21 protein-coding genes and 1 tRNA gene are annotated in these 23,136 nt (G+C 39.8%); 3 read left to right on the top strand and 19 right to left on the bottom strand.

The genetic code is table 11. The annotated features are described in order from the left end of the window. Window positions 1-18: 18 nt before the first annotated feature. The 4 genes from HB912_RS11280 to HB912_RS11265 all read right to left on the bottom strand — a co-directional run bounded on the left by HB912_RS11280 (window position 19) and on the right by HB912_RS11265 (window position 5,690). Window positions 19-501 carry a DUF4354 domain-containing protein gene (locus HB912_RS11280; protein WP_221635723.1) on the bottom strand — a complete coding sequence of 161 codons (483 nt, stop codon included), beginning with the start codon at window positions 499-501 and terminating at the stop codon, window positions 19-21. A 72-nt stretch (window positions 502-573) separates the two neighbouring features. Further along, window positions 574-2,982: an immunoglobulin-like domain-containing protein gene (locus HB912_RS11275; RefSeq protein WP_185374637.1), complete on the bottom strand. Its 2,409-nt coding sequence runs from the start codon at window positions 2,980-2,982 to the stop codon at window positions 574-576. 434 nt (window positions 2,983-3,416) lie between these two features. Continuing rightward, window positions 3,417-4,010 carry a cyclic nucleotide-binding domain-containing protein gene (locus HB912_RS11270; RefSeq protein WP_185374635.1) on the bottom strand — a complete coding sequence of 198 codons (594 nt, stop codon included), beginning with the start codon at window positions 4,008-4,010 and terminating at the stop codon, window positions 3,417-3,419. A gap of 429 nt (window positions 4,011-4,439) precedes the next feature. Next, window positions 4,440-5,690, bottom strand: coding sequence for an LPXTG cell wall anchor domain-containing protein (locus HB912_RS11265; protein ID WP_185374633.1), 1,251 nt, complete (start codon window positions 5,688-5,690; stop codon window positions 4,440-4,442). A 211-nt stretch (window positions 5,691-5,901) separates the two neighbouring features. Between HB912_RS11265 and HB912_RS11260 the strand changes: the two genes are divergently transcribed. After that, window positions 5,902-7,098 carry a multidrug efflux MFS transporter gene (locus HB912_RS11260; RefSeq protein ID WP_244964482.1) on the top strand — a complete coding sequence of 399 codons (1,197 nt, stop codon included), beginning with the start codon at window positions 5,902-5,904 and terminating at the stop codon, window positions 7,096-7,098. A 78-nt stretch (window positions 7,099-7,176) separates the two neighbouring features. Here the strand turns inward: HB912_RS11260 and HB912_RS11255 are convergent, their stop codons facing one another. Then, on the bottom strand, window positions 7,177-7,551 hold the full coding sequence (locus HB912_RS11255; RefSeq protein WP_185374631.1) for a phage holin family protein: 375 nt from the start codon (window positions 7,549-7,551) through the stop codon (window positions 7,177-7,179). Window positions 7,552-7,755: 204 nt separating this feature from the next. On the opposite strand from HB912_RS11255, the gene HB912_RS11250 reads away from it, so the two are divergent. Beyond that, on the top strand, window positions 7,756-8,094 hold the full coding sequence (locus HB912_RS11250) for a helix-turn-helix transcriptional regulator (protein ID WP_185374629.1): 339 nt from the start codon (window positions 7,756-7,758) through the stop codon (window positions 8,092-8,094). Window positions 8,095-8,100: 6 nt separating this feature from the next. Further along, entirely contained in the window at window positions 8,101-8,553 is a 453-nt protein-coding gene (locus tag HB912_RS11245) for an ImmA/IrrE family metallo-endopeptidase (RefSeq protein ID WP_185374627.1), read from the top strand. Window positions 8,554-9,535: 982 nt separating this feature from the next. On the opposite strand, the gene HB912_RS13320 is transcribed toward HB912_RS11245, so the two are convergent. From HB912_RS13320 to HB912_RS11180, 14 genes are all read right to left on the bottom strand, one after another. Next, entirely contained in the window at window positions 9,536-9,658 is a 123-nt protein-coding gene (locus HB912_RS13320; RefSeq protein WP_280529555.1) for a hypothetical protein, read from the bottom strand. 14 nt (window positions 9,659-9,672) lie between these two features. Continuing rightward, complete coding sequence (locus tag HB912_RS11240; protein WP_185374624.1) at window positions 9,673-9,939, bottom strand: hypothetical protein; 267 nt, start codon at window positions 9,937-9,939, stop codon at window positions 9,673-9,675. Window positions 9,940-10,406: 467 nt separating this feature from the next. Then, window positions 10,407-10,479 (bottom strand) — tRNA-Lys (locus HB912_RS11235). A 116-nt stretch (window positions 10,480-10,595) separates the two neighbouring features. Next, window positions 10,596-11,996: an amino acid permease gene (locus HB912_RS11230; RefSeq protein ID WP_185374622.1), complete on the bottom strand. Its 1,401-nt coding sequence runs from the start codon at window positions 11,994-11,996 to the stop codon at window positions 10,596-10,598. A 461-nt stretch (window positions 11,997-12,457) separates the two neighbouring features. Continuing rightward, window positions 12,458-13,750, bottom strand: a complete 1,293-nt coding sequence (locus HB912_RS11225; RefSeq protein ID WP_185374620.1) for an adenylosuccinate synthase — start codon at window positions 13,748-13,750, stop codon at window positions 12,458-12,460. A gap of 151 nt (window positions 13,751-13,901) precedes the next feature. Continuing rightward, a complete protein-coding gene (locus HB912_RS11220) occupies window positions 13,902-14,582 on the bottom strand; it encodes an ABC transporter ATP-binding protein (RefSeq protein ID WP_185374619.1) in 681 nt (226 codons plus the stop codon). A gap of 1 nt (window position 14,583) precedes the next feature. After that, window positions 14,584-15,660 carry an ABC transporter permease gene (locus HB912_RS11215; RefSeq protein ID WP_185374617.1) on the bottom strand — a complete coding sequence of 359 codons (1,077 nt, stop codon included), beginning with the start codon at window positions 15,658-15,660 and terminating at the stop codon, window positions 14,584-14,586. A 67-nt stretch (window positions 15,661-15,727) separates the two neighbouring features. Next, on the bottom strand, window positions 15,728-17,116 hold the full coding sequence (locus HB912_RS11210) for a sensor histidine kinase (protein WP_185374615.1): 1,389 nt from the start codon (window positions 17,114-17,116) through the stop codon (window positions 15,728-15,730). Continuing rightward, window positions 17,113-17,784, bottom strand: coding sequence for a response regulator transcription factor (locus tag HB912_RS11205; RefSeq protein ID WP_185374612.1), 672 nt, complete (start codon window positions 17,782-17,784; stop codon window positions 17,113-17,115). The genes HB912_RS11210 and HB912_RS11205 overlap by 4 nt, the downstream gene beginning before the upstream one ends. Window positions 17,785-17,874: 90 nt before the next feature. Continuing rightward, window positions 17,875-18,330, bottom strand: coding sequence for a universal stress protein (locus HB912_RS11200; protein ID WP_036073860.1), 456 nt, complete (start codon window positions 18,328-18,330; stop codon window positions 17,875-17,877). A gap of 103 nt (window positions 18,331-18,433) precedes the next feature. After that, window positions 18,434-19,795 (bottom strand): replicative DNA helicase, encoded by a 1,362-nt coding sequence (gene dnaB, locus HB912_RS11195; protein WP_036073862.1) that lies wholly within the window; start codon window positions 19,793-19,795, stop codon window positions 18,434-18,436. 27 nt (window positions 19,796-19,822) lie between these two features. Further along, on the bottom strand, window positions 19,823-20,269 hold the full coding sequence (gene rplI, locus HB912_RS11190; protein ID WP_036073864.1) for a 50S ribosomal protein L9: 447 nt from the start codon (window positions 20,267-20,269) through the stop codon (window positions 19,823-19,825). A 3-nt stretch (window positions 20,270-20,272) separates the two neighbouring features. After that, complete coding sequence (locus HB912_RS11185) at window positions 20,273-22,246, bottom strand: DHH family phosphoesterase (protein ID WP_185374701.1); 1,974 nt, start codon at window positions 22,244-22,246, stop codon at window positions 20,273-20,275. Window positions 22,247-22,395: 149 nt separating this feature from the next. Continuing rightward, window positions 22,396-23,124 carry a LytR/AlgR family response regulator transcription factor gene (locus tag HB912_RS11180; protein ID WP_185374610.1) on the bottom strand — a complete coding sequence of 243 codons (729 nt, stop codon included), beginning with the start codon at window positions 23,122-23,124 and terminating at the stop codon, window positions 22,396-22,398. Window positions 23,125-23,136: the final 12 nt, after the last annotated feature.

Genomic DNA, 23,136 nt, shown 5'->3' with positions numbered 1-23,136 from the left:
CCCCGATCATGTTTCCTTTTATTTTATTTTCCAAGCCACAAGTACGTCATCTACTGGCTTATATTCAATTTCACTAACTTTTTCATTTGCATTTACCGAAAAATATGCTTTCCCCTTAATCGTTTTATCTTTTTTAATCTCATTACCAAAGGTTGCTAAAGAATCATCCACTTTGATTATCTTGCCTTTTGTTGTTTTCAATTGAAAGTCGATCGAGCCAAGCCCTTTATTTGTCGAGCTAACATTTTTCCCAGAAATATTGAAGCTGTACAAACGTTTTGTCTCTTTATCTTTTTTTATGTCCGTTGTTTCTTCTTGTTTCACAGCAAGTTCAATTCCATCCACAACAACCGGTTTATTCAAATCATTTGTTGCTTTTTCTTTTTGCTCTGTTTTGTTCGAAAATCGTTTCTCTTTATCCGTATTTTCTGATGAATCAGGCGAACAAGCACCGAGCAAACCTACAGCCATCACACAACTTATTAATAATGATTTTTTCACGAGAAATCCTCCATTTTCATTTAATATTATCTGGGTATTTGCACCAGATGTGCAAATACCCAGATAACTAAATTAATTTAGAATCGTTACTTTTTTAGTATCAAGCAGTTTTGTATCTTTGTTGTATCCTTCGATTGTCACGTTGTCTCCAGCTTTAATCTTGTTTTTACCTACATAGTAGCTGAAGCCACCACCACCGAATTCGCCGCCCCAAGCTTGAGCAACACCATTGATGTAAACTTTAGCCACTGCAATGTTTCCGCTGAAAGTTCCTTTGATTGTTGTTTCTCCAAGTTTGTAAGTTGCAGAATCAATTGACCCAGAAGTTGCTTTACCATTTACTTGAACACGTTTGCTGTCCAATTTGTTATTATTTTGATCATAAGCTTCTAGCGTTACAATATCGCCAGCTTTAATGGTACCCGCTTTCACGTAGTAAGAAAAACTTCCATTGGAAAGCGTACCACCCCAAGAAATCGATTTTCCATTAACAAGCAAGTGCATTAATGCTACATTGCCTGTGTAAGAACCACTGATTGTATTTTCACCCACAGTGTAAGCTGATGGATTAATTGAGCCAGTCGTTTCACTGCTTGCATTAATTTTGATATCTTTACGGTCTAATTCTTTACCTGTTTTGTCCATTGCTACAAGGTAGGCTTTATCACCTGCTTTGATTTTCCCACCTGCATAATATGTGAATACACCATTTGAAAAGTCACCGCCAGCAGAAACATAATTGCCATTTACAAATAGTTTCGCATGTGCAACATTACCCGTGTATGTTCCTGTAATGTTCGTATCACCAGGAGTATACATCGCTGGATCAATACTTCCTGTTGCTGCCGCTTCCTCTTTAACATTAACTGGCACATTTTCTTGAAGGAGATTATTGTCTTTATCATAAGCATTCATTGTGAGTTTATCATTTGCTGTAATTTTTTGATTCCCCGCATAGAAAGTAAATTTACCATCCTGCAAAGTACCGCCCCAAGCAACAGATACACCATTGATGTATAGACGTAACGTTTTCACATCGCCAGTATACTTACCTGTTATGTTTGTATCACCGATAGTGAATGTATCTGGTATGATTGTTCCCTCACTGTTTGGAGAATTTTTCACTTTTAAGTTGTTAGGAATGAGTTGACGTGTATCACCATTAACATAGGAAATTGATCCTTTATATGTTACATCTGTCTCCCCATCACCTACACGGTTTGGAGTATGCGTTACATTAACATGGCTTACCTCACCAATATTTCCCTTAGTAATATCTTCATGAGTGAAGTAGTTAATTACACGATTAAATCGATCCTTTTTAAATTCATTAAAATCTTCTCCACTCTTTACTTGTAAGTTTCGCTTGAAAATAGAATCTCCAGGTAGAGCAAATTTTTCTCCTTCAACTAAATCATTTTCCAACTTATTCGTATTGTAAACCTGCTCTTGATCCCAAATTGATAGATAACTATCCCAAGTTGGTATCGAAGTTGATTTAGAAGGATTATCGTATTCATGTCCTGCTTTCACAACCGACTTACTGATATCGCCTTTACCAGACGTCCCAGCTGCTAATGCATTGTCATCTAGGAAGTAATAGGTATACTCAGCTTGTCTATTTTCAGAAGGAAATAATCTCCCTGATGTTAATTCGTTATTCTTAGTCAAATCATCTGTGTTCCCTTTATACTTACTCATATCAAAATATAAAGCACCAGATGCAGAACCAGTCATATCTGCAAGATTATCAGCAAACGGAATATCTCCTACAGCAGTTAAGGCTGCAATAGTATTTACTGGATTATATGATTCCCATTCAGCTTTGCTTACTTCACTTTTCTTTTTACCTGTAATCATAATCGAGAATTCATTTGGTTTAGCAGGATTAAAGGTAATAGTATCTCTATTCCACTTGATGCCCCAATGCAAATTCCAAACTAAAGTATTGACTCCCAGAATTCTCACTTTAAAATCTGCAGTCGGAGACTGATTAGATTTTTCCCAATTAATCGTTTGTATCATTTGTCGAGCGTCTACACCTTTAGGGAAAGAGTATGTGAATCTTGCACCATAGTTTCCTTCCTCCCAGTTTTTCCGGTGTTCAGGTCCATTGCCGGTAAGCATTTTGTTGTATACAACTCCAGTCAGTGGTGCTTTGAACGAAGCAGTTAGCTCCCCTCCATCATATGGACTATTCGCCGTAGGAGATGGGGTATAGGAAATACCCGTCATTGAATCTCCTTTTGATTTTTTGTGCACCATTAGAGTAGTAATACTTTTATCAACAGAACTACTAGCATAGGAAGCCTTATTTCCTTTTTCCATTCCAATAGCTTTTTCTTGTACTTTTTTTAGATCTTGTTGTTGCTCTTTCGTAAACAGTTTATCTTGGTTACTTTCTACTTTGCTTTCTTGCACAATTTGTTTGTTTGGCGCCTCCGCACTTGCGAAACTAGGCAGCACTGATGTTGTTACCATACTAACAGCTGCTGCTGTTGCAATTACTTTCCAATAAGTTTTTTTCACTTTGAATTTTCTCTCCCTCATTTTTTACTAATGTTTTTACAGCGATAAATCAGTTAAACAGTATCTACAAAGCTCTCACCTCCTTAAATGCATCTATAAATCAAACATGTAATATCTAGGCTTTCAAGCAAATGCATCTTTTTCACTGATATATTCTGACTTTGCTTAATAGTTCCCCCTTCTTCCAAACTATATAGTGTATAGAGCACGCCGTTAATTGTATATTCATTTTTTAAAATTTTCTTTCATCATATATACTGCAGATTTATTGTACGGAATTCTTTACTCATCACTTTTTTATAACTTCAATTTCAAGTATTGTTAGCCAAATAACTTCCACTTTGACGTCTCTTGCGATTACTTTAGATCGATAAGTTAGTATACGATTAAACGATTTTCTTAATATTCTGACTAACGAAGCTTTCATCTACCCTTGAAAGTTTGCTTAAAATGCGGTTGGTCATATTAATTTCGTTATCCAAATCATTACTTCTTTGAGTTTCAATACTCCAGCTCAAACGTTGCTCGCGTGAGCCAAGAAAGACAAGACTTTTTTCTTCATATTGTAAGGTCTTCATCATTGTATACTTCAAAATTGTCTCTAGAAAAGAAGGCTTATTAGCACAATAGTTAAGCAGATATTCCTTATCAATAGAAATGAGCTCCGAGCGATCAAGTGCTACCATTTTAAATGTTAAATTTGTATTTTTATCACTGATATTTTCAATTGCTATTAAATCATTACTTGTAAAGGCTTCATATATTTTATTATTGTTCCCTTGAACATCAAGAATCGTATCAGAGGTCAAAGTTTTCGTTACGATCAAACTGCCACTTTTGATAAAGTAGACTTTCGTCGGATCCTTTGTATCATATTCTTCTTTTTTGTCTAATGGAATCTGGTCTAGCCACTGACTATCTAAGCTATTATACTCAAGCTCAGCAACAATCTGCCTCATGGACTTTTTAAGTTCCTTCATCACTTTCCCCCCATCTCTTAAATTTTATATTTAAAAGGTACTATTCTCGAAGAACAGTCATGGTGTATAAATGATGCCACTTAACAAAAAGATAATTTTCAACTTTCATAGAATGCGGTTTGAAAATTACAAATCCAAATAGTCAGTACCCCTTAGCAACAATACACATTATATATGACAAAATGTTATTCTCGTTATCGTGTTTTGTACTAGCAAATATAAAAAAATAAGATTAGCTTGTTCGTAAATTTTTCTCGTTAGTATAAAAAACCGCTCTAAACTCTCATGTACTGACTCCTACAAAGTGGGGATAAAATGAAAAAAAGACCACCCCTTTACAAGTCCAGATGGAAACTGAATTTGTAAAAGAGATCGTCTTTTTAAAAGAAAAACCGGCAAGAAACAAAACTGCCGGTTTTCACTCAACTATTAATTTCTTTTTCTTAAGTACAAGCCCGCTAGTACAGCAAGTAAAGTTCCTGCCGCTGCAAGTCCACCTGTTTCTGCATCTCCAGTCTTCGGAAGTGCTGCTGGATCAGCTTGTTTCGCAACTGTCTTCACAACTGATTTTGCTGGCTTAGCCGATTTAACTGGGTTTTTCACTGCTTGGATAGGCTTGATGCCTTTGTTCTCTAAAAGACTCATATTTCCATAAGTATAAACGCCAACATCACTCACTTCGCCTGTTTCAAGGATAAACGACCAGATAAAGACAACCGAACCACTCTTAAGTGGTGTTGCCAAATGAATATGGAAATTCCCGTTTGCATCAGCAAGTGCCTCGCCAATAACGACACCGTCTTCACTCGCCATTTGTACATGAGCATTGGGTTTTGTTTTTCCATAAACGTCTGTCGCAGTTGATTTCACTGGATCAATTTGTGGTGCTTCATAATCGAATGCATCTTCATCAATTACCGTATAAGTGAGCGTGATTCGAGATTCATTTCCTGCTGCATCACGTGCTACAATGACTGCACAAAATGTTCCAGCTTTTGAAGTATTTAGTGTTTCAGATCCGTCTGCAAAGAAAACTTCATAGTTATCAGAGTTATCCGATACGTCTACTAATTCATCTGCAAACCATTCTTCGTACACCCCAAACTCAGGATTGTTTTCAACGAGGTTCAAAACAGGTGCCTTTGTATCAACTACTGTGTAACTTACAGTAACCTCTTCTGTTGTTGCGCCATCAGTTGCTTCAATCACAACAGATTTCTTCCCGATCGTTGAAAGAATAGGCTTTGCTTTAAAGCTCAGTGCTACACCAGGTTTTGCTTCTGCAAAGTATGCAGGTGTAACGCTTGAATTCACTTCTACGCTCAAATTCACTTTTGCTACAGCAAGCGGCGTTGTAACTTTCGCATCCTTTTTAACTACAGCTTTTTCGTCCTCAGCTTTCACAGCTTCTTTCGGTTTCACTGTTTCTTCTGGCGCTTTTTCTGCTTTTTTATCTGTTTCTTGTTCTGTTTTTACTTCTGGAACATCTTTTTCAAGCTGTTTTGATTCATTTTCTTGCACGGCTTCTTGCTGCTTGTCTTTATTTTGTACCTGACTTTCGCTAACTACCTTTTCGAACTTGTCTACTTCTGGCGCCTCTACTGCAAGTACAGAACTTGGTAAAAACAAACCCACCGACAAAGCTAAAACTCCACAACTTACTTTTATAGTCTTTTTCATCTTGATTCTCCCTTTTTCATGAAGTTTTGAATAGCTTAAGCTCCTAATCAGAACCGCTCCACTCCCTCCAAGTATAACAACGAAATTCACAAGAAACCAGCTGATTTTTCATTAATCAGAAAGTTTTTTCATCGCTTGTCACAGATTGTTCACATTCATTTACATTCCAGCGAAATCGGAGTAGGATAAAACAGATAAAGGAGCGATTTTCTTGGAAACAAAATTAAATTGGAAACGAAATCTTTATATTTCCTGGCTAGGTTGTTTCCTAACAGGCGTCAGTTTTAACCTAGTCATGCCGTTTATGTCTTTGTATATTTCAGACCTCGGGGTGACAGATCACACGGAGTTAAACGTCTGGTCGGGGCTTGCTGTCAGCGCAACAGCTCTTACTTCTGCACTGGTCTCGCCATTTTGGGGTCGACTGGCAGACCGAAAAGGTCGCCGTTTGATGCTACTTCGTGCCTCGCTTGGCATGACAATCACAATGGGTTGCCTCGGTCTTGTTCAAAACGTCTATCAACTCGTTCTTTTGCGGGCACTCAACGGGCTTTTATCGGGATACATACCCAATGCAACGGCACTTGTCGCCTCGCAAGCTCCGCAAAATAAAAGCGGTTGGGCGCTTGGATTCCTTTCTACTGGAACGATTTCAGGCACTTTGATTGGGCCGTTAATTGGTGGATTTCTTGCAGATATATTTGGATATCGACCTGTTTTTTTCATCACTGGATTCGTTTTATTACTTACTTTTTTACTTACTTTATTTTTCTTGAAGGAAGATTTCAAACCTGTTATCCGAGAAAAAATGCTCACAACGCGGCAGTTATTCCAGCGGCTACCAAGCAAAAATCTGGTTCTTGGCCTTTTCTTAACCACATTTATCATTCAAATTGCCAATACTTCGATCAGCCCTATTTTACCGCTTTATATTCGTGAACTTCTCGGAAGCGATAATAATATTTCATTAATTAGTGGAATTATCACTTCTGCACCAGGAATCTCCGCCTTGATCGCTTCCCCGTATCTCGGGAAACTAGGTGACAAAATTGGTAATCACAAGGTTTTAATTGGTGGACTTGTCGCTGCCGCTATCATCATGGTGCCAATGGCTTGGGTACAGAGCCCGCTTGAACTTGGATTGCTTCGGTTCTTGCTTGGATTCACGACTGGCGCGTTAATGCCTTCCATTAACACCTTGATTAACAAAAATTCGCCGCGGGATTCTTTAAGTAGTATCTTTTCGTACAATCAAAGTTCGCAAAGTCTTGGTAATGTGGCGGGGCCGCTTATTGGCTCGAGTGTTTCTGCCGCATTTGGATACCCAATTGTGTTTTACATGACCAGTCTTTTCTTGCTGGGCAACTTATTTTTCACGCATAACATGTTCAAGAAGCATTCGAAATAAATCAATCAAAATGGGCTAGCGCCACTTTATCGCGCTAACCCATTTTTTATTTAACCAGCCTCTCCTGCGTTTCTTGCCTTATTTTTTTTCATGATTTTCACCGGCATTCGTTTTAAACACTTCAACTAAGTTTTTTAGCACTTTCGGTATCTTTATTCCTAGCTGCATCAGTGTTTCAATCATTGTGAGTAGCTCGTTAGCTAAGTAAAAGAAAGCCGCCCCATCTCGAACCATATTCTCATCCCCAATCACCCGATCCGTTTGATGGGCAACCGCAATAACTAGAAAAATCGCCAATTTCTTCAAAAAAGCATAAAATGCAAACTGATAGGATATTTTTTTTCGATAAATCGCGAGAAAAAGCTGTAATAGATAGTTAACGCCTAAAAAATACAGTAAAACTTGAAAAATAATGTTGTTTTCCCCAAAAATATACTGCAAATACTGATCCATTTTTAGCCTCCTCTCTTCCAAACTATTTGTCCCGTGTAAGTGGTTGTTCCTTTCATTTTTTAATCCCTCCAATTTTCTCTGTACATATATTTTAGCACCAAATTGGTTACATGTAAATTAATTGGTGCTAAAAAACTTATTTTGTTTCCAAATAGGTTACAAGATGTTATACTAAAATTATTCTATAAAAGGAGAAGATCGGACATGGAACTCAACAAATTTGTAGGAAATAAAATCCGCCAGTTTCGTGAAAATAGTCGGATGAGCCAAGGAGCCTTAGCTACCGAACTTGAGACGACGCGCCAAACTGTAAGTCGCTATGAAAATGGAGAACGGAAAGTGAGCCAAGATGTTCTTTACCAGCTTGCAGGAATTTTTAATCAGCCGATTGATGCCTTTTTTCCACCCAGATCGAGTGCAAACGAAAAAAAAGAGCATCTGCTAACGATTGCTGCCCACCTTGATGATGATGTAACAGAAGAAGAAATGCGCGATATTTTGGCGTATATAGATATGAAAAAGAGGCTCCACCGCGGGGAGTGAGTGAATATGTATGAAAAACTCGTGAATGATTACAAAGATTTAATAACCATTAAGGAAGAAAAAATGCCAGATAAACTTCCGGGGCTTTTTCTGGATGACACCATTTTTATTGATAGCCGCAAGACACAAGTCGAGAAGCGTTGTTTACTAATTGAGGAATTAATGCACTGGAAATACACATACGGGAATATTGTAGATCAAACTTATTTACCGAATCGCAAGCAAGAAATTTTTGCGCGGCGACGTGCATTTGAAGAATTAGTACCTATTAACGAGATTATCCGTTGTTTCTATCTTGGTCTGACAGAATATCACGAAGTGGCGGAACAGCTAGAAGTGACAGAAGAATTTTTACGAAATACGGTCGATGCTTACCGCGAAAAATACGGGATGATGTACAACTATGGCCGTTACTACATTAATTTTGGTAATACGATCGATGTATACCGAAAATATTAATTTCAAATTGTTTCATGTGAAACAATGATTCTAGAATATAAACTTAAATAGAACAGAAGTGCTAACAACTCCATTTATGAATGGCTTATTTAGCGACCTCTGTTCTATTATTATAGCTGGTCAGTCTTATCTATTCTTTTTAGTTCCAGAACCTTTATGTGTTTCAATTGATGCTAGTGAAATCTTGCTATAGCTCAGCTTTCTTATTAATTTACGCCATTTTAACTAATGAGCTTAGCAAATGTCTCCACCAACATCCCGCTAGCAACAGCTTTAAACAATGAAGATGAAAACTCACCTTTATTCTGTTTTATAAAATTAATAATGGTTAAAAGTAGTTTAGTTCTGCCCCGTAAAAAGCCCCGACTTTTGTCAGGGCTAATGCATGGATCCTCAAATCCCAGTGCTGAATTGTATACTATTAAAAGATGCAAAGAAAGATATTACATTTATCTCCAAGATGCAGTTACTTTTCCTTTAGAAGTACAATAGACCGTTGCATTATTTTTGAAAGATTGTAAAGTTAGATTAATTGGCCCAATACCAATTTTAAATTTACCTGCAAATGATACACGCACATATGCTTTAGACTGTGCCTTAGACATTGCTTCCCTTTTCGCTTTTATTGTCCATATATTCCCAGAGTAACTTCCATAGCCATCTACTGGTTTTGCAGTGACTCCGTTCGTATTAAAAACTCCATATGCTTTCAGTGTATAAATTACCCCGCCTAAACGATTTTTATTTTATATGTAGAACTGACTGTTCTCTGATAAGTTGCAGCTCTTAACATTGGAAACTGAGAATTTAAAATAGGAAGATTCTCTTCTTTAGTATCGATATCCATTAGTATATTTTCACTAACTTTTATATTACTTTGACTATCACTTGATTCAAGATTCTCTAGAGCCTTATTTACGTTTTCTCCCAAATTTTCTAATTCTTGTGGTTCAACTTCTAAAATTTGTGCAGCTTTAGCAAATTATTCTTGTGTAGGTGCATTTGTAGTCTCAGCTGCATATGAGACTAAAGGAGCAAACGTTGTTCCAATTAAAACTGTTGTCCCAACAACTAATAATGCCATTCTCTTTTTTAGTCTATTCATTGTGTGCCCTCTTTTCATTTAATAAGTTTTGATTGAACTGTTGTCTGAATATCTATATCATTTGTTTGCGAAAAAAACACGACCATAATAATTAAACAAATAATAGTTATAGTTTGCAAGATTATTGCTAAAACTGCGACAAAAGAAACCCAACTTGGAAACACGGATTTTTTAGTAAGTAGGTAGATAGAACTTGCATACCCAATGACTGGTAAACAAAAGGAAATGAGAACTAAAATAACTACTTCCACTAGGCTATTGATTTTTTTAATATTCTCCATTTTCATTCACCCCCGCTTTTTATTTATGTATAAAACCATGTTACAAAAAAGTATAGCATGAAAATATTCTGTAAAACCAAAAATATCGTGAAATATCTGATTCTTTTCGCTAACGATTAAAAATCAATAGTTTTTTTATTTTTTTGGATCTTAGTAAGAATATTTAATTTTTATTCGTCATAATTTTCATCTTATAGACACAAAAATAATCCCACCTGAAAGGACAAATTTTGGAACTATTCAAAATAACATACCTCTAAAACCCCCAGAATGCTTCTCAAGACTTCGTATCTCTTGTCATTTTAATGGTACTCATTTATTCAATAAGCATAACATGTCTTTCCCTTAAAACATGGGATATTTCGTGAATGTTTCTGGTATTCGAATATAAAAAAAGACTGCAAGCTTCTTCTTCCAAACGTTAAAAAACGCCGAAAAAGCTCCAGTCTCAAGGGTTTGGCACCCAATGGGTTATGAGGGGTTCGAACCCCCGACCCGCTGATTAAGAGTCAGCTGCTCTACCAACTGAGCTAATAACCCGTGAAAAATTTGTCAACAGACTAATTCTACCACTTTCTTTATTTTTTGCAAGCATTTTTAATAAAAAAGCCTGAACCAATGGTTTCTTGCCCCCATTAGCTCAAGCTTTTCCTTTTTTATTCGCTTAATTCTTCGTGCTCGTTTTTGTGCACAATCCGCGATTTACGAATATAATAAACGATCAACACTCCAACAAACCAGAGTGGCGTAATAAACAACGCTACACGAGTATCTTCTGCTAGTGCTAGGACAACAAGTACAAATGCCAAGAATACTAAGATCACATAATTCGAAAATGGATAGAGTGGCATCTTGAATTTATTTTTCTTCGCTAGCTCAGGACGCGTTTTCCGATATTTCAAATGCGCGAGCACAGTAATACCCCAAATGAAGATAAAGCATACTGTCGAAACACTCGTTACAAGTGTGAATACTCCTTCTGGCATGATATAGTTCAAAATAACCGCAATTAAAATAACAATCGATGAGAAGAATAGCGCGTTGGACGGTACTTTGTGTGATGTTAATTTGGTCATTCTTTTCGGCGCATTTTTCTCTTTTGCAAGTGAATAAACCATTCGACTTGTACTAAACACTGCGCTATTGCAGGCAGACGCTGCCGATGTTAAAACAACAAAATTAACAATCCCTGCCGCCGCTGTAATTCCCACTGCTGAGAATACTTGTACGAACGGACTTTCTGCAGGATTGATTGAGTTCCACGGATAGATACTCATAATGACAAGCAGTGCCCCAATATAGAAAATCAAAATCCGGATGGGAATGTTGTTGATCGCTCTTGGGATAACGTGTTCCGGATCTTCTGTTTCGCCCGCCGTCAAGCCAACTAGTTCAATCCCCACAAAGGCAAATACAACCATTTGGAAGGATAAAATAAACCCATTAGCTCCGTTCGGGAACCAACCCCCGTGGCTCCATAAATTTGTGAACGTTGATGCTCCCGCATCTGTTGAGAAGCCTTTGATAATCATGAATATGCCAATTACGATAAGTGCCAAAATGGCAATGATTTTAATTAATGCAAACCAGAATTCCATTTCTCCGAATAGCTTTACAGTCGCTAGGTTCATTACAAGTAGAAGTACAAGAGCAATTAGCCCTGGTACCCATTGTGCAACATTTGGGAACCAAAATTGTGTGTAAAGTCCTACTGCTGTCAGATCGGCCATTGCAATCGAAATCCAACAGAACCAATACGTCCAGCCAGTTACAAATGCTGCCGCGTTTCCAAAATAATCTTGTACAAAGTCTACAAACGAATGGTAATTTAAGTTTGAGAGCAAAATCTCACCTAAAGCTCGCATGATTAGAAAACAAATTGCTCCTGTAATCATATAAGCGATTAAAATAGATGGACCAGCCAAATGAATGGACTTACCTGAACCAAGGAATAATCCTGTACCAATTGCTCCCCCAATCGCAATCAGCTGAACATGCCGGTTTTTCAAACCACGAGATAGTTCTTGTTTCTGTTCCATTATGTACTTCCCCCTCATTATTCTTGGGCCTTGCTTAAACTCTTTGCTGCCTTACCAATTTTAAAAAAAGCTTTGTCAAAACAGTTTTTTCTCTACTTTTATCATAGCTTAAAATAGAGATTTTGCAAAATAGCAAGAATGTAGTAAATTTCCCCTTTCACAATGTAAGCGCTATCAATAAAAGAATTTTACCATACTCTATTCTTTTAATGCAATAAAAACACTTGCGATTTTTTCGACTTTATTCCTTATGAACATGACAAAATAGCTATTTATTCAGGTTTTATAAGCAAAATTTACAATTTAATTGCAAAAATAAAACGGCTTAATTTTAATACTGATAGATTGTGAAATTTTTAATTAGCTATTATTGGGATTTATTTCCCGAGAAATAATGATAGAATCGGAGTGGAGATAGACCAATTTTCTTTGAACAAAAAAGCGCCCGCAAAATAGCTGCGGACGCATCTCTTTAAAGATCAAGCAAGACGCCACACGCTTTTTACGACATGCGTTTGGTTTCGATCCGGACCAACGGAAAACATCGAAACTTGCACGCCAGTAAGTTGCGCGATTCGTTCCATATAATGACGAGCGTTAGCAGGAAGCTCATCTAACGATTTAACATCTGTAATATCTTCTGTCCAACCAGGTAATTCTTCGTAAACTGGCTCACAACGTGCAAGATCTTTTAAACTCGCAGGAAACTCTGTAATTGTTTTTCCGTCAAGTTTGTATGCTACACAAATTTTAAGCGTTTCGATTCCAGTTAATACATCGAGTAAAGTAAGTGACAAATCCGTTAGTCCACTCACGCGGCGAGCATGGCGAACGACAACACTGTCGAACCAGCCTACACGGCGAGCACGTCCAGTTGTTGTTCCGTATTCATGACCGACTTCACGAATCCGTTCACCTGTTTCATCGAATAACTCAGTTGGGAATGGTCCGTCACCAACACGGGAAGTGTAGGCTTTTGCAACTCCAACAACATGATTGATTTTCGACGGCCCTACGCCGCTTCCGATCGTAACACCACCAGCAATCGGGTTGCTTGAAGTTACAAACGGATAAGTTCCTTGGTCAATATCGAGCATAACGCCTTGCGCACCTTCAAATAAGACCCGTTTTCCTTCATCGAGCGCATCATTTAAAACAACCGAAGTATCGCAAACATATTCTTTAAATTGTTGACCATACTCGTAGTACTCATCCAAAATTTCTTCTAGCGAAAAACCTTCAAGTTCATAAAAACGTTCCAATAAGCGATTTTTCTCTTTCAAATTTTGCTCTAGCTTCTCTTTAAACGTTTCTTTATCTAGTAAATCAACTACGCGAATCCCAACACGAGCCGCTTTATCCATATAAGCCGGGCCAATGCCCTTTTTCGTCGTACCGATTTTATTTGCACCTTTTCGTTCTTCATCTGCTTCATCAATCCGAATGTGGTAAGGCAGAATCAAATGTGCACGGTTTGAAATCCGCAGATTCCCCGTATCGATCCCTTTATCATGTAAATACTTCAATTCCGTGACGAGTGCTTTTGGATCAACGACCATCCCGTTTCCGATCACACTAATCTTATCCTTATAGAAAATCCCTGATGGAATCAAGTGAAGCTTGTACGTTTCACCATCAAATTTAATCGTGTGACCCGCATTGTTCCCACCTTGATAACGCGCAATCGCTTCCGCATTCTCCGACAAGAAATCCGTAATCTTACCTTTTCCTTCATCGCCCCATTGTGTTCCGACAACAACAACTGAAGACATGCAAACACCTCTTTTAATAATTTAAGCCTGACTAAACAAGCTCCTTATTTCCATTCTCCATTGTACCGTCTCCCTTGCTATTCGTCAATCAATATCACGAACGATTTTTTTAGCAAGAAACGTAATGTTCGCATTTTATAATTTATCGCCCTCAGCGCGCTTCCGTAAGCCTACCATCTTCAATCCGAACTACGCGATCACACAAATCAAGAACCCGCTCATCATGAGTGACCATAACAGCCGCCTTATTTTCACGTTTGACTTCCCATGCGATCATCTCCACCACTTTCCGACCACGCTCCGAATCAAGACTCGCCGTTGGCTCGTCCGCCAAAATAACCTCTGGATCATTCATCAGCGCACGTGCAATTGCTACGCGTTGCCGTTCGCCACCAGAAAGCCGATCTGGATACTGATTCTTCCGGTGCATAAGCCCGAGTTCCTCTAACAAACCAAGCGCACGTTTCTTCCCAGCTTTTCGTTCGCCGTTTAAAACTGGAATTACAAGTAGCTGATCGAGCACCGTCAAATAGGGGACCAGGTTGGCACCTTGAAAAATAAAGCCGATTTCTTTAAGCCTTGTTTCCGTTAATTTCTTCTTGGATAAATTTGTGACTTCCTTCGCATCAACGAATACCTGCCCCGAGCTTGGCGTAAGCAGCGCTCCTGCGATGGAAAGAAATGTACTTTTGCCTGACCCAGATGGACCAACAATGGCGACAAATTCACCTTGTCCAACCTCTAAATTCACATTTCGCAACACTTCAATCGTCGTTTCCCCATCGTGATAAAATTTCGTTACATCTTTAAAACTCAATTTTGTCGTTTGCATATCAGTTTGCCCTCCCAATCGCTTCAAGCGCATCGACCCGAACAACGCGGCTTAATGATAATATTGAACCTAGCACAGCCATTAAAATGAATAGCCCCGAACAAAACAGTGCCGTAAGCGGACTTAAATTAAAAGGCATGCTATCAGGAAGTGCAAGCGCCATAAGAAAAGTGAGCGCATTACTAATCACTAGACTGACAAAAGCTAGAAAAACTACTTGAAAAACAATACTTCGTGCTAAATAGCTCGTTTTTGCTCCGACAGCCTTAAGCACACCTAATTGGTTCATTTTTTGAATCGTAATCACGTAGAAAAATGCAGCCAATACGAATGCGGCAATTACAAACAGAAATACAATCATCATAAGAAGCGAGCCTTGCTCCTCAGAGTAACCTGGAATATTTTCAAGCACTTCCTTTTCACTTGCATAAACCAGACCGTTTTGCGTAAACCCTTCACCGGACCCGCCTTGTAAAGCAACCGCATTATATGAATTTGCCCCGCTTTGTTGTAGCTTCTTAAAACTATCAAAATTAGTATAAAGAACAGGCGTATGGCTATACGTAGCATTTTTTGCGAAACCAGTAATTTCAAAAACCGCTCCACTCATCTGATCTTTCACTTTATCTCCAAGTTTGTAGCCACTTTCTTTGAGTTTCTCGTCTGCAATCACAACATTTCCTTGGTTTTCCGCAAGCGAACTTCCAGACACTTTTTCTGGCACCAAGAAACGGCTAGGATCAATACCAAAAAAAGTCACGTCTGTTTTTTTCGCTGCACTCGGCTTTGTGACCGTAGTCATTTGAACACCCAGCGCCGTAGCGTTCTTCCCAAATTTTTCTTCCGCTCGTTGAACCTTCTCTTCCGAAAGGCTCGAACGCGTCAAACGATTATCCGAATCTTTCTCAACTAAAAACCCTGTTGCCTTACTCGATTCGATCGCCGAACCATTATCGCTAGCAAGTCCATTTGCAAGCCCCGTCACAAATAACACGAGCCAAGCGATTAAAACCATAATCAACACGACTAGCGAAAACTTTAATTTTGCATGTTTCAATTCCTTTAATGCTAAAAACATTCCGTTCACTCCTTTATCTTACCCTCTTACTGTAAGATACCAGTGTGAACAGAATGTGAACTTCCGATTACAAATTTGCCTTTTTGAGCCGAACAATAAATTCCGTTCCAAGACCCGCTTCACTTCTGACCGCAATCGACCCGCTAGAAAGCTGGATGATCTTTTCGACAATAGATAAGCCTAATCCGCTTGATTCCCCGCTACGCAAGCGAGATTCATCTCCCCGGTAAAACCGTTCAAAGACTTTTCCAAGTTTTTCATCCGGAATAGGCTCTCCAGAATTCCAAACGCGAATTTCGACCCAATCCTCTTGCTCTTTGCTTGAAATCTCAATTGAACCATGTTCCGGCGTATACTTCACCGCATTCGAAAGCAAGTTTTGCCAAACTTGTTCGATCAATTCCGCATCCCCTTGCACCTTAGCATCTGACAAGTCCATCGTCAGGCTAAGTTCCTTCTCCTGAATTTTCCACTCAAACATCTGGATGGCCTTCCGAATCGCTGGAGCTGGATCTACCGTTTCCTGCCCAACCATTTCCGTTTCCTTATCCAAAAACGCTAGTAAAAGCAGTTGTTTCGTTAGCCTCGAAAGCCGCGCCGTTTCCTGTGATAAAAGCGCCAAGTAAGATCTCCGTTCTTCTTCCGTAAGTTTATCCTGCGCAAGAAGTTCTGCAAAGCCGTGCATCGAAGTTAGCGGCGACTGCAATTCATGAGAAACGTTCGCCACAAATTCCTGGCGCGCCGCATCAACTGCCGCGAGTTCATCCGTCATCTTAGTAAAAGAAGCTCCCAGTTGCCCAATTTCATCTTTGCGCTTCGTATCAAGTTTGACATCAAAATCCCCCGCCGCGATTTTTTCCGTCGCTTTCGTCAATTTGCGAATCGGCTTTGCAACCATCCGCGTACTAATAAATACCAAAACAATGCTAATGAACGCCGTAAGCACCAAAATCAATGCAAAGAAAAATCGCAACTCGCCAAATTGCGCTTCTTGATCGGGACGCACAAACAACGCTTTCGTTCCATCTTTTGTCTCAATTGGAACGCCGATGGAATTTTTTAGCTGATTGTCAAAAAAGCCCGTAACAAATAAGCCTCCATCAAATTGATCGATCCCGTGATACGTTTTTCCATCCAGCACTTGCTTAATAATGGATGGATCGAGCTTTTTCACCCTGAAATCGCCACCAAAATAGTACTCTTCTGCCTTCCCGTCCGTCAAAAGCAACTGATAACCCATATCCCCCACTTGTTCTAGGTAGCTTGCCAGATTAAGCTCTTCATTTTTTTGATAAAAATCCGTCACCCGCTCAGTCACTTGCGTTACCTTCGCATCATTGATCGGTTTCAACTTCCACTGATAATAAATATTTGCGAACAAGAAACCAAGGAAACTGCTTATAAACATTACCGCAAGTGTGACTGCAACGAACTTGCCATAAATCGACCTTGTCATTTAAGTTCCTCCAATTTATAACCCAAACCGCGCACAGTCGTGATTAAAATCCCGCTTTCTTGCTTAAAATGATCGCGCAACCGCTTAATATGTACATCTACTGTACGATCAGCCCCATCATAGGCTTTCCCCCAAATTTGTTCAATCAATTCTTCCCGTGTGAAGATTCGTTCCGGGAAACTCGCAAGCTGATAGAGTAGCTCAAACTCCTTCACTGGAAGTAACCATTCTTTTCTGCCAGCTTTCACCGTATAACTTCCTTTATCAATCGTTAAATTTCCAACTTCAATCATTTTTGCACTCGCCTTCTGAAACCGGCGCAGCAACGCACGAATCCTGAAAATCAATTCCTCTGGTTCAAACGGCTTCGTCAAATAGTCATCTGTTCCCGCTTCAAATCCCTTTTCTTTGTCCAACAACTGATTTTTAGCAGTCAACATAATAATCGGAATATCATAAAATGTGCGGATATGCTTCGCGAGTGAGTAACCATCTCGTTTTGGCATCATTAAATCCACGATTACAAGCTCTGCCGCATGTTCCTCAAGTAACTCCAAAGCTTCCTCTCCATCACTTGCAAGGATTGGTTCAAATCCCTCTGCGCGCACATAATGCCCCACAAGTTTTCGAATCGCCTCATCATCATCTGCAATTAACACCTTGACCATCTATGCCATACTCCCCTTTCTTGCCTATATCTCATCCCATTATAAGCGAAAAAGACAAGAAAGCTCGAGAACTCTTGTCTTTTCCTCCTATTATTTTTTTGAAATAGATTCCCGTTCCACTAAAACATCACAAGGTGCGTGGATGGTTACGTAAGAAGCGACACTTCCTAAAAGCATCCGCGCAAGCCTTGACTGACCAACCGCCCCAACTACGATCAAGTCCGGGTGAAAATCCTCTTCAGCGATCTCTACGATCCGTGCTTTCGGCGAGCCATAAACCACTTCTGCGTTCACCTTGCTAAGTCCCATTTCCTCAGCTCGCTTTCGGTAATCTTCAAGCAATTGTTTCGAAGTTTCCGTAAATTGGTTAACCGTCGCGCCTCCGTCTGCTGCCGTAACATTTGCAAAATAAAGCGTATCGACCACATTGACAATCAAAAGTTCCGCGTGGTTGCGAAGCGCAACTTGAACTGCCTTGAAAAAAGCTGCTTCCCCGCTTTCCGACCCATCAACAGCCGTTAAAATTCGTCCATATTCTTTCATCATCAGCGTTCACCCCTTCAACTTTTGCATTCCCGCAAATCGAACTAAAAAAACCTATCTGTTTAAAGAGGATAAAATCGTCCTCCAGAAACAAATAGGTTTTTCGTTAAGCTCCCGGTGGCGCCATTGCATCATCATAACGCACTTCGAGATTAACAAATTTATTATATTCTTTCACAAAGGCCAGTTTCACGTCTCCAACTGGACCGTTACGCTGTTTCGCAATGATGATCTCAATCGTTCCATCATTTTCCCCTTCACGGTCATAGTAATCTTCACGATACAAAAACGCGACGATATCCGCATCTTGCTCAATTGAACCCGATTCCCGAATATCCGACATCATCGGCCGCTTATCTTGCCGTTGTTCCACACTCCGTGATAACTGCGAAAGCGCGATAACAGGAACCTCAAGTTCCCGTGCAAGCGCTTTGAGTGACCTTGAAATCTCAGAAACCTCTTGTTGTCTATTTTCGCCACTTCTACCACTACCTTGAATAAGTTGCAAATAGTCAATGACAATCATCCCGAGACCCGCTTCCTGTTTCAAACGGCGACACTTTGAACGAATTTCATTCACACGGACCCCAGGTGTATCATCAATAAAGATCCCCGAATTCGAAAGCGTGCCCATTGCAATCGTAAGCTTCTGCCAATCATCATTCGTCAGTGACCCTGTCCGCAGATTCTGCGCATTGATATTTCCTTCCGCACAAAGCATCCGCATCACAAGCTGTTCAGCCCCCATTTCGAGACTGAAAATCGCCACATTCTCATCCGTTTTCGTCGCCACATTCTGCGCGATGTTTAACGCAAAAGCCGTTTTACCAACAGATGGCCGAGCTGCCACTATAATCAAGTCATTGCGCTGAAAACCCGCTGTCATATTGTCGAGCTCATGGAACCCCGTTGGAATCCCTGTGATATCGCCTTTACGATTATGCAGCATCTCGATATCATCATACGTCTTAACGAGAACATCCTTAATATTCTGGAACGCACCAACATTTTTCCGTTGCGACACTTCCAAAATACTTTTTTCCGCTTCATCCATAAGCGAATCCAGCTCATCTTCGCGCGAATAACCATCCGTTGCTATCTGCGTTGCCGTTCGAATCAAACGCCGTAAAAGCGCCTTGTCCTCGATAATATGCGCATAATATTCAAGGTTAGCCGCTGTCGGAACAGAACCCGCCAGTTCCGTCAAATAAGGCAATCCGCCTGCATCTTCAATCCGACCACTTGCAGAAAGCGTTTCATATACCGTAAGGACATCTACCGCTTTCCCGTGATCATTCAAGTCGAGCATTGTCTCAAAAATCAATTGATGCGACTGCCGGTAAAAATCCTCCGGCATTAATATTTCAGAAGCCGTAATCAGGGCATTCGGTTCAAGAAAAATGGCACCGAGAACAGCTTTTTCTGCCTCCACATTTTGTGGCGGCGTACGATCTTGAAAAGTATCCACTGACACTACGCTCCCTTTCCAGCTAAATTATTCTTCTCCAACATGCACCTTAAGCGTCGCCATCACCTCATGATGCAATTTCACCGGAACATTCGTATACCCAAGTGAACGAATCGCATCAGGAAGCTCTAGTTTACGCTTATCAATTTTAATACCTTCCTCTTTTTGCAGAGCTTGAGCAATTTGTTTTGACGTAATCGAACCAAACAAGCGACCACCCTCACCAGATTTCGCTTTCAGTTCAACCGTTAGCCCTTCTAATTTCTCTTTAAGCGCCTTCGCTTCATCTAGCTCTTCTTGCGCTATCTTTTCTTCCTTTTTCTTCTGGCCGCGTAGGGCACTCATATTTTGTGAATTCGCCTCAGCCGCGTAACCATTTTTAATCAAAAAGTTTTGCGCATACCCATCCGCAACATCTTTTATTTCGCCTTTTTTCCCTTTACCTTTTACATCTTTCAAAAAAATAACTTTCATACCTCAAGTCTCTCCTTTCCAATAAGCGTCAATCGCCGCAATCAGTTCTTTTGTTGCTTCTTCAATTGTAACACCCTTAAGCTGCGTAGCGGCATTTGATAAATGTCCACCACCGCCAAGTTTTTCCATAATCACCTGAACATTAATTTCACCAAGTGATCTGGCGCTAATTCCAATCATCTTATCCGGTCTAAGCGTCACAACAAACGACGCCTCAACGCCTTCCATCGAAAGCATCGTATCTGCCGCTTGAGCAGCAATCACCGTGCCATAAACCTCATCCTCAGCACCTTTTGCAATCGCCATCCCATCATGATAAATCTCAAGCGCCTCAACTAAACTACTACGCTGTGCAAACGTCGCCAAATCTTCTTTCAAGAAATTTTGAACGAGCACCGTATCTGCTCCAAGCGAACGCAAATAGCTAGCGGCATCAAACGTCCTCGATCCGGTTCGCAAAGTGAAATTTTTCGTATCCACAACGATTCCCGATAAAAGTGCCGTTGCTTCGATTTTGCCAACCTGTTCAAGATCTGGCTGATATTCAAACAGCTCCGTCACAAGCTCTGCAGTCGAAGAAGCATACGGTTCAATATAAACGAGTACAGGATTCTCGATAAACTCTTCAGAACGCCTGTGATGGTCAATCACGACCACATTCGAAGCCGACTCAAGCAATTCTTGATTGATTACCATTGACGGCTTATGCGTATCAACAATGACGAGCAAGCTTTTATTAGTAATATTTTCATTTGCCACTTGCGGCGTCACAATGTTTTTAATAACATTCGGATACTCTTCAATTTCGCTCATCAGCCGTTCAACATCCGGGCTCATCTTCCCTGGTTCCACAACCACATATGCACTGCGGTCGTTCATCTCAGCAATACGCATCACACCTAAACTTGATCCGATGACATCCATATCTGGAAAACGGTGCCCCATAACAAAAACTTGATCGCTTTGACTAATCAGCTCTTGAAGCGCTTGCGAAATCACCCGCGCCCGAACCCGCGTCCGTTTTTCCATCGGATTAGTTTTCCCACCATAGAAGCGCACGTGACCTTCTGGTTCCTTGATAACCACTTGGTCGCCGCCACGTCCCAATGCTAAATCAAGCCCAGATTGCGCAAGGTCAGCCAAATCAATCAAATCTTCTTCTCTGTGCCCGATACCAATACTCAGCGTTAATGGAATATTTTGTTTCGAAGTTCGCTCACGGATACGGTCAAGAATTTGAAATTTCTCTTCTTCTAATCTGTCGAGCTTCTCCTCGTTCAAGAAAGCGATGAACCGATCAGCATTAATTCGCTTAAGGTAAATCCGCCTTTCTTGCGCCCAGTTTGTTAACATCGTCGTAACGAGACTATTCAAGCCGCTTCTACGCCGGTCATCCATCCCCTGCGCCCATTCATCGTAGTTATCCAGAAAAATAATCGCAAACACAGCTTTTTCTTCGCGATATTTGGTGTTGAGTTCATAATAATCCGTTCGGTCATAGAGATAAAGAATCCGCTCTTCTCGTTTAATGATCGTATCAAAGCGTCGATCTTTCCAACTGATTGTCTGAATACCTTCCTTGCCTTCTTCTTTAATGACAGAAAGGAATTCCGGTCCCACTTCTTCGAGGGAGTCGCCGATAACGCTTTTGTTATCAAAATACTTTGTCATGAACGGATTAACCCATTGAATATTATAATTTTCATCATACAGCATAATCCCCATCGGCATTTCAACGAGTGCATCTTCCTCACTACGCTTAATCCGGTAGGTTAAATTAGAAACATAATTCTGCACATCCTGGTTCAAGCGGTGTTCAAAGTAAAACATCGCTGTAATCAGCACGATACCTGCTACAAAAATAACAATGGAGAGCCACCAAGCGTAAAAAAAGGTGATGACACACAGAATAATGGTCGCAGCAATTAAGCCATATAATGGATATTTAAGCATTCTTTTTTCAAAAAAGCTCTGCATGTTCCATTCAGCTCCCTGTTCATTAATGAAATCTTTCATCCAGTCCAAAATTACAGTTACTCATCTTACCATTTTACCTTTTCTCTCCGCAAGATTCAAATAATGTAAAAAGAGCCGGTTCTATTTGAATAAATAGATGCGGCCCTTTGCTACAACTGAAGTCCCTTAATTAATTTATTTGACGCAATACATTCTTCACCATTTACCATCGTAATTGTCCCCGTTTTCATGTCCACCTCACTAATATTATCTTTATTGACAAGGAAAGACCGGTGACACCTATAAAAGGGTTCCCCCAAGCTATTTTCAATTTGCTTTAATTTGGCATAAAATTCAACTTGCCGATTCTTGCTATGCATAACAACCCTGTGAGTTTTAGGTGATGTTTCAAAAAAGAGAATATCCTCCATTTTTTCATGAATAACTTTTTTATCTGAAACATGAAATGTAAAATAGTTACTCGTATTCGAGTCATCCTCCAGCCTTTCCTGAACACTTTCCAAGCAAGCCCGAACACGTTCTTTCACATCCGAAAGATTATCCTTCACAATGTAGTCCATTGCTTCGATTTTATACGTAAAAGTCAAATAAGTCATTTCAGCATGCGTTGTAAAGAAAACAATAAAGCCACGTGGGTCCAACTTGCGAATTTCTTTGGCCAACTCAAATCCATTAAAGTCCAGATGATTCAAATCAATATCAAGGAAATAAAGCCCTAATCCCATTTTCTTTTGAACAGCTTCCAAAACTTCATCTGGATTTCCTGAGGCAATCTCAATTTCCATATCATAATGTTCAAACATAATTGCATCATTGATATATCCAACAAGCCGTTCTCGTTGAATCTTATTATCTTCACAAACAAAAATCGGAAGCATAATAATCTCCCC

Source organism: Listeria aquatica (assembly GCF_014223975.1).
Classification (GTDB): domain Bacteria; phylum Bacillota; class Bacilli; order Lactobacillales; family Listeriaceae; genus Listeria; species Listeria aquatica.
The sequence above is the reverse complement of the archived record's forward strand: the minus strand, read 5'-3'. Positions and strand labels throughout refer to the sequence as shown.